Origin of the sequence: Streptomyces sp. NPDC102259 (assembly GCF_044766465.1) — a bacterium.
Classification (GTDB): Bacteria; Actinomycetota; Actinomycetes; order Streptomycetales; family Streptomycetaceae; genus Streptomyces.
In genome coordinates this window covers 355,096-361,321 of record NZ_JBIWMA010000001.1, presented here as the reverse complement: position 1 = coordinate 361,321, position 6,226 = coordinate 355,096, and the positions used below count along the sequence as shown (strand labels likewise).

The 6,226-nt window shown below is 69.7% G+C and carries 5 protein-coding genes; 2 read left to right on the top strand and 3 right to left on the bottom strand.

Annotated features, from left to right (window positions below; genetic code table 11):
- Nucleotides 1-102 precede the first annotated feature (102 nt).
- A complete protein-coding gene (locus ACIRPU_RS01675) occupies nucleotides 103-588 on the bottom strand; it encodes a ribose-5-phosphate isomerase (protein ID WP_355701357.1) in 486 nt (161 codons plus the stop codon).
- A 216-nt stretch (nucleotides 589-804) separates the two neighbouring features.
- Here ACIRPU_RS01675 and ACIRPU_RS01670 point away from each other — a divergent pair, with 216 nt between their 5' ends.
- The gene (locus ACIRPU_RS01670; protein ID WP_403860233.1) at nucleotides 805-2,325 is read left to right on the top strand and encodes an amino acid permease; all 1,521 of its coding nucleotides are present in this window, start codon (nucleotides 805-807) and stop codon (nucleotides 2,323-2,325) included.
- A 127-nt stretch (nucleotides 2,326-2,452) separates the two neighbouring features.
- Here the strand turns inward: ACIRPU_RS01670 and ACIRPU_RS01665 are convergent, their stop codons facing one another.
- The gene (locus ACIRPU_RS01665; RefSeq protein ID WP_403861548.1) at nucleotides 2,453-4,597 is read right to left on the bottom strand and encodes a serine/threonine-protein kinase; all 2,145 of its coding nucleotides are present in this window, start codon (nucleotides 4,595-4,597) and stop codon (nucleotides 2,453-2,455) included.
- Between the two features lie 209 nt (nucleotides 4,598-4,806).
- On the opposite strand from ACIRPU_RS01665, the gene ACIRPU_RS01660 reads away from it, so the two are divergent.
- Nucleotides 4,807-5,529, top strand: a complete 723-nt coding sequence (locus ACIRPU_RS01660) for an LPXTG cell wall anchor domain-containing protein (RefSeq protein WP_403860230.1) — start codon at nucleotides 4,807-4,809, stop codon at nucleotides 5,527-5,529.
- 87 nt (nucleotides 5,530-5,616) lie between these two features.
- Here ACIRPU_RS01660 and ACIRPU_RS01655 read toward each other — a convergent pair whose 3' ends face one another.
- Nucleotides 5,617-6,195 (bottom strand): biotin transporter BioY, encoded by a 579-nt coding sequence (locus ACIRPU_RS01655; protein WP_384121850.1) that lies wholly within the window; start codon nucleotides 6,193-6,195, stop codon nucleotides 5,617-5,619.
- Between the last annotated feature and the right edge of the window lie 31 nt (nucleotides 6,196-6,226).

Sequence of the window (6,226 nt, the reverse complement as noted above, 5' to 3'; positions counted from 1 at the left end):
GGGGCCCCCCCCCGGGGCCCCCCCCCCCCCCCCCCCCACCGGGGGGGGGTTGTGGGGGGGGGGCGGGGCCCCCCCCCCCCCCCCCCGCGGGGGCTCCGCCGCCTACTGCTGCGGGTGGTGGGGCGGGATCGCCGGAAGGTCGCCCGTGGTCTCGTACGACGCGAGCATGTCGATGCGGCGGATGTGGCGCTCGTCCTCGGAGAAGGGGGTGGCGAGGAAGGTCTCGACGAACTTCGTCGCCTCGTCCTGGGAGTGCATGCGGGAGCCGACGGCGACGACGTTGGCGTTGTTGTGCTGGCGGCCGAGGGACGCGGTCTCCTCACTCCAGGCCAGGGCGGCACGGACGCCCTTCACCTTGTTCGCCGCGATCTGCTCGCCGTTGCCGGAGCCGCCGATCACGATGCCGAGGGACTCGGGGTCCGCGGCCGTCCGCTCCGCGGCGCGGAGGCAGAAGGGCGGGTAGTCGTCCTGGGCGTCGTAGATGTGGGGCCCGCAGTCGACCGGGTCGTGACCCGCCGCCTTGAGCCATTCGACGAGGTGGTTCTTGAGTTCGAAGCCGGCATGGTCCGAGCCGAGATACACGCGCATGGGATGAGTGTGACACGAGTGTTGCGGGGTAGCAGCGCCGGGTGCCGCGTCCGAAAACTTTGAGCAATCCCATAGAAGCTCAGGAAAACCTCAAGTAACGATCTGGAATCATAGGTTCCCGAATTCATTCACCTCGGATTCACTGGACCGGCTCGTACGCCCCCCACGCACGACGCACCTGATTCCCCTCACGCGGCGCAAAGGAAAACCATCCTCATGACTTCGCAGCCGACCCTCACCAAGGCCGACAACGGCCCCGGTGGTTCCGGAGAACCTGGGACCGGATCCGGATCCGGGCTTCACGCAGGGCTCAAGAACCGGCATCTGTCGATGATCGCCATCGGCGGGGTCATCGGAGCCGGATTGTTCGTCGGTTCCAGTTCCGGTATCGCCACCGCCGGGCCGGGCATTCTGCTGTCCTACGCTCTCGTCGGCACGCTCGTGGTGCTGGTGATGCGCATGCTCGGCGAGATGTCCGCGGCCAATCCGACCTCCGGCTCGTTCTCCGCGCACGCCGACCGGGCGCTCGGCCGCTGGGCGGGCTTCTCCATCGGCTGGCTGTACTGGTTCTTCTGGGTCGTCGTGCTCGCGGTGGAGGCCACCGCCGGGGCCAAGATCCTCGAAAGCTGGATGCCCGGCGTACCGCAGTGGGGTTGGGCGCTCATCGTGATGGTGGTGCTGACCGCCACCAACCTCGTCTCCGTCGGGTCCTACGGCGAGTTCGAGTTCTGGTTCGCCGGGATCAAGGTCGTCGCGATCGGCGCCTTCATCATCGTCGGCGGGCTCGCCGTGTTCGGCGTGCTGCCCGGTGTCGACAGCGACAAGGCGGGACTCGGCAACCTCACCGACCACGGCGGATTCCTGCCGCACGGACCCGGCGCCATCCTCACCGGTGTGCTGCTCGTCGTCTTCTCCTTCATGGGCAGCGAGATCGCGACCCTCGCGGCCGGCGAGTCCGAGAACCCGCAGCGGGCCGTGACGAAGTCCACGAACAGCATCATCTGGCGTATCGGCGTCTTCTACCTCGGGTCGATCTTCGTCGTCGTCACGCTGCTGCCCTGGGACGACGCGTCCATCAAGGAGCAGGGCTCCTATGTGGCCGCCCTCGACTCCCTCGGGATCGCGCACGCCGGCCAGATCATGAACTTCATCGTGCTGACGTCGGTGCTGTCCTGCCTCAACTCCGGGCTCTACACGGCCTCCCGCATGGCCTTCTCGCTCGGTCAGCGGGGCGACGCGCCGAAGGTCTTCGCCCGGACGACGAGTCGTGGTGTCCCTCTCGCGGCGATCGTCGCCTCGGTGACGTTCGGATTCGTCGCCGTCTTCTTCAACTACAAGTTCCCGGACTCGGTCTTCCTCTTCCTCGTGAACTCCAGTGGCGCGGTGGCCCTGTTCGTCTGGCTCGTGATCTGCTTCTCGCAGCTGCGGATGCGGAAGATCATCCAGGCCGAGGCGCCGGAGAAGCTGGTCGTGAAGATGTGGCTGTACCCGTACCTGACCTGGGCGACGGCCGCGCTGATCGTCTTCGTGCTCGGTTACATGCTGACCGACACCGAGGGGGAGAGCAGCGGGCGGACGACCGTGCTGCTGTCGCTGCTCGTCGCCGCCCTCGTGGTGGCCGTCGCCTTCCTGAAGGAGGGCCGGGTCAAGGCCCGGGCCAAGGCCGCGGCGACGGCAACTGCCGCTGCTCCTGCTCCTGCTCCTGCTCCTGCTCCTGCCGGGAGCGAAGTCGAGTAGTTCCGCCTCCGGGCAGAGGAGAGGGGTCCGCTTCGGCGGGCCCCTTTCCGCCGGGCAGAGGAGAGGGGTCCGCTTCGGCGGGCCCCTTTCCTCTTTCCCCTATCTCCGGCCTCACCGTCACGTCACATCACGTCACGGTGAAGCTGTCCTTGACCTTCTCGTACGTCTTCAGGGCCGCCGCCTCGACCGCGGGCTGGTACCAGGTGTTGATCTGGTACGACTTCCCGCTCTCGTTGAAGCCCAGGAGCCGGGCGTGCCAGGAGGTGCCCTGGAGAGTGAACGTGTACTCCCAGACGACCGCCGGCAGGCCTCGGAACGTCGTCTCCTCCAGGCGGATCTTGCCGTAGTCCCGGCCCTGGTGGGCGTTCCGTTCGGAGGTCCGCCAGGTGTCCATCAGATCGCCACGGGCCAGGGAGGACTTGGCGACGAGTTCCTGACCGCCGTCGGGGGACGTGTAGTGCACCTCCGCGCCCGTCTTCACATCCCGCCGCCAGCCCTTGGGCGTCGCCCACGCGAAGCCGCCGGCCTCCTGGTGCGCGCCGGGGGGCAGGCTCTGGGGCCTGAACGTCCCCTCGACGGTGGACGACGCGGAGGGACTCGCGCCCGCGCCGGAGCCGGAGCCGGAACTCGAGCCGGCGACCGGGGACGGCTCGGGCGAGGAGCCGCCTGCCTGGTTGTCGCCGTCGTGCGAGCCGGGGGCCGCCGCCAGCACGATCGCGAGCACCGTGGCCCCGACGACGACACCGACGGCGGCGACCGCGCCGGTGCGGCGACCCGTCCATCCCCTCCGACCACCGGGCGGCAGACCCCCTCGACGGGTCGGCGACGGGTTCGGGGCGGGGTTGCGTTCCGTCACCGCAGCGGACCGGGAGAGCGAGATTCCGGAGCGTGGGGGTGAGGTTCCCGGCGGGCCGGGGGACGGCGGTTCGGAGCCCGACTCCGAGCGCATCTCCGAGGCCGCTTCGCTGGAGGTGTCGGAGAAGACGGAGAAGCCAGCGGTGGAGGCGGCATCGGTGGAGGCATCCGTCGCCTCGGATACGCCAGGTGCGCCAGGGGCATCAGATGTGCCAGGGGCGTCGGGCGGGTGGGGCGTCCTGGTGGCGTTCAGGAGTACGCGCGTCGGTGATTCCCTCAGCGGCAACTCCCCCACGTCCGGGACCGGTTCCGGCGCCCGATCCCCCGTTGCCCCCTCGACCTCCTCGAACCCCTCGACCTCCTCGGCCCCTTCGATCCCCTCCGCCCTCTCGCCGACCCGCTCGTCCCCCGCGCTCGCCTCTCCCCCGGTCACCGTCAACGTCGGTGTGGGCGTGGGCGTGGGCATTGGTGTGGGCATGGGCGGCGGGAAGGCTATGACCTCGAGGGTGGATTCCAGGTCGGCGAGGGTGGGGCGGGCTGTGGGTTCCTTTGCCAGGAGGGCGGTCAGGATGTCGTACAACGGGCCCGCGTCGGACGGGAGTCGGGGTTCCTCGTAGAGGACCGCGTGCAGGGTCGCCAGGGTGGTGTCCCGGGAGAAGGGGGAGTGGCCGGCCAGTGCGGCGCAGAGCGTCGCGCCCAGGGACCACACGTCGGAGGGTGGGCCCTGCGGGTGGCCCGAGATGCGCTCGGGGGCCATGTAGTCGGGAGAGCCGACCAGCATGCCGACCATCGTCAACGCCTTCGTGTCCTGGATCGCGGCGATCCCGAAGTCGGTGAGGACGATCCGTCGCACGCCGGTCTCCCCGTCGCCCGCGCTCGCCCGGTCCCCGGGCCTCCCCTCGCTCCCGGTGTTCCCCGCCCGCCCGGTGTTCCCCGCCTGCCCCTCGTTCGCCGCCCGCCCCTCGTTCCCCGCCAGCCCCGCGTTCCACACGCCTTCCACCAGGACGTTGCCCGGTTTGATGTCGCGGTGCAGTACTCCCCTCGCGTGCACCTGGCGCAGTGCCGTGACCAAGCCCAGGCCGATACGGGCGGTTTCGCGGGGGCTCAGTCGGCCTTCCTCGGCCATGATCCGTTCGAGGGAGCGGCCGACCACCAACTCCATGACGATCCACAGGCGTTCGCCCTCGTCCACGACGTCGTAGACGCGCACCACGTTGGGATGGTCGATCCGGGCGGTGGCCCTGGCCTCGCGCAGGGTGCGTTCGCGGCGGGTGCGGGTGTCCTCCGAGTCGAGGCCGTCGATACGCATTTCCTTCACCGCGACCTGGCGGTCGAGAACTTCGTCGGTGGCTCGCCACACGCGCCCCATTCCCCCCTGGCCGATACACTCGACCAGCCGGTAGCGCCCCGTCACCAGTAACCCGGGGAAACCGCCACTCCCCGAATTCCCTGTGTTCCCCGGATTCTCTGCGTTTCCCGCATTTCCCGGCAATCCGCTGCACCCCCTCCATTGCCCGGCCCCTGGAACACAATAGTCACACTTACTGCCTTACCAGCATAGTGTGAAGAAATCTTGTGGTACCTCTTCCAGTACTGCGAATTCAGGCGCAGCCAAGGGGGGCGAACATGAGTTCTCGTCGTGCGACGACCGTCGCCGGATCGCTGGTCGTGGCATCTTTCTCGGCGGTGTTGATCCTTTCCGGCCCTGCCGGGGCGGACGATCAGGGGCCCGGGAGCGGCAAGGGGGGAAAGCCCGTCGACGAGGCGCCCGCGGGCGTGAAGACGACGACGACACTGCCGGAGCGGATCTCGGTCGACAACAGTTCCAAGAAAACGGCGATCACCGCCACGGTGAAGAACGAGGGGACCAAGGACAGCGGACAGATAAGGCTTTTGGTCGTCGGCTTCGACGGCCTCACGGTCAAAAGCGTTCAGGGGTGTGACGCCATCGCGAAGAAGGATCTTCCGGAAGGATCCAACAGCGGTTTCGCCTGCCCCATCGACAATCTCGCGGCCGGGGCGTCGAAGTCGTACGCCGTCGACGCCACCTTCGATCTGAGCAAGACCGGGAAGATCTGTCTGCCCGTCCAGACCGGTGACGGGAAGAAGACGTTCTGGCAGCAGGGCCCGGTGCCGTTCGGCACGACGAACCCGTCGCCCAACGCGCCCGCCACCCCGCTGCTCCTCGGCACCGACAACACGCCCGTGGGTCCCGGCGGCGAGGAGCTGCCCAAGACCGGCGTCGGCCGGGACGTGTTGCCGCTCGGCGCGGCCGGAGCCGCACTGCTCGCGGTGGGCGCGGCCGGGCTGTGGTGGTCCCAGCGACGGCCGGAGCGGCGGGAGAGCTGAACCGGCCGCACGCGAAAGGGGTTCGCCGGGCCGGGTCGCGTGCTGCGACCCGGCCCGGCGAACCCCTTCGTCAGCGCCTGAGGGCGGTCACTCCTTGACGAGCTTCCAGGCCGTCGGGAGCAGACCCATCGCCAAGGCCGCCTTGACGGCGTCGCCGATCAGGAAGGGGGTGAGGCCGGCCGCGATCGCGGCGGAGGCGGACATGTCGGCGGCGTAGGCCAGGTACGGGACGCCGACGAGGTAGATGATCGCCTCGCCCAGGAGCATCGTGGCCGCCATGCGCGGCACGGAGCGGTCGGCTCCCCGGCGGGCCAGGGCGCCCACGGCGGCGGTCGCGAGGATCATGCCGAGGATGTAGCCGAAGGAGACGGAGACGCCGGAACCGCCGCCCGCGAACCACGGCACACCGGCGAGACCGGCCATCGCGTACACGGCGAGCGAGGAGACCCCGCGGCGGACGCCGAGGGTGGTGCCGACGAGCAGCGCGGCGAAGGTCTGGCCGGTCACCGGGACCGGGGAGCCGGGGACCGGGACCGCGATCTGGGCCGCGAGGCCGGTGAGCGCGGCACCGCCGAGCACGAGCGCGATGTCCCGGACACGGGAGGCAGGGAGAAGGTCGGCGAGGACCTTTCCGGGACTGGCGGGGGTGACGGCGGCGGTGCTCATGGGGACTCCGCGGGACGGGGAGGGACGGGAC

Coding starts and splice junctions, on each gene's coding strand:
- ACIRPU_RS01660 (WP_403860230.1), top strand. CDS start 4,807: ATGAGTTCTCGTCGTGCGACGACCGTCGCCGGATCGCTGGTCGTGGCA.
- ACIRPU_RS01655 (WP_384121850.1), bottom strand. CDS start 6,195: ATGAGCACCGCCGCCGTCACCCCCGCCAGTCCCGGAAAGGTCCTCGCC.
- ACIRPU_RS01675 (WP_355701357.1), bottom strand. CDS start 588: ATGCGCGTGTATCTCGGCTCGGACCATGCCGGCTTCGAACTCAAGAAC.
- ACIRPU_RS01670 (WP_403860233.1), top strand. CDS start 805: ATGACTTCGCAGCCGACCCTCACCAAGGCCGACAACGGCCCCGGTGGT.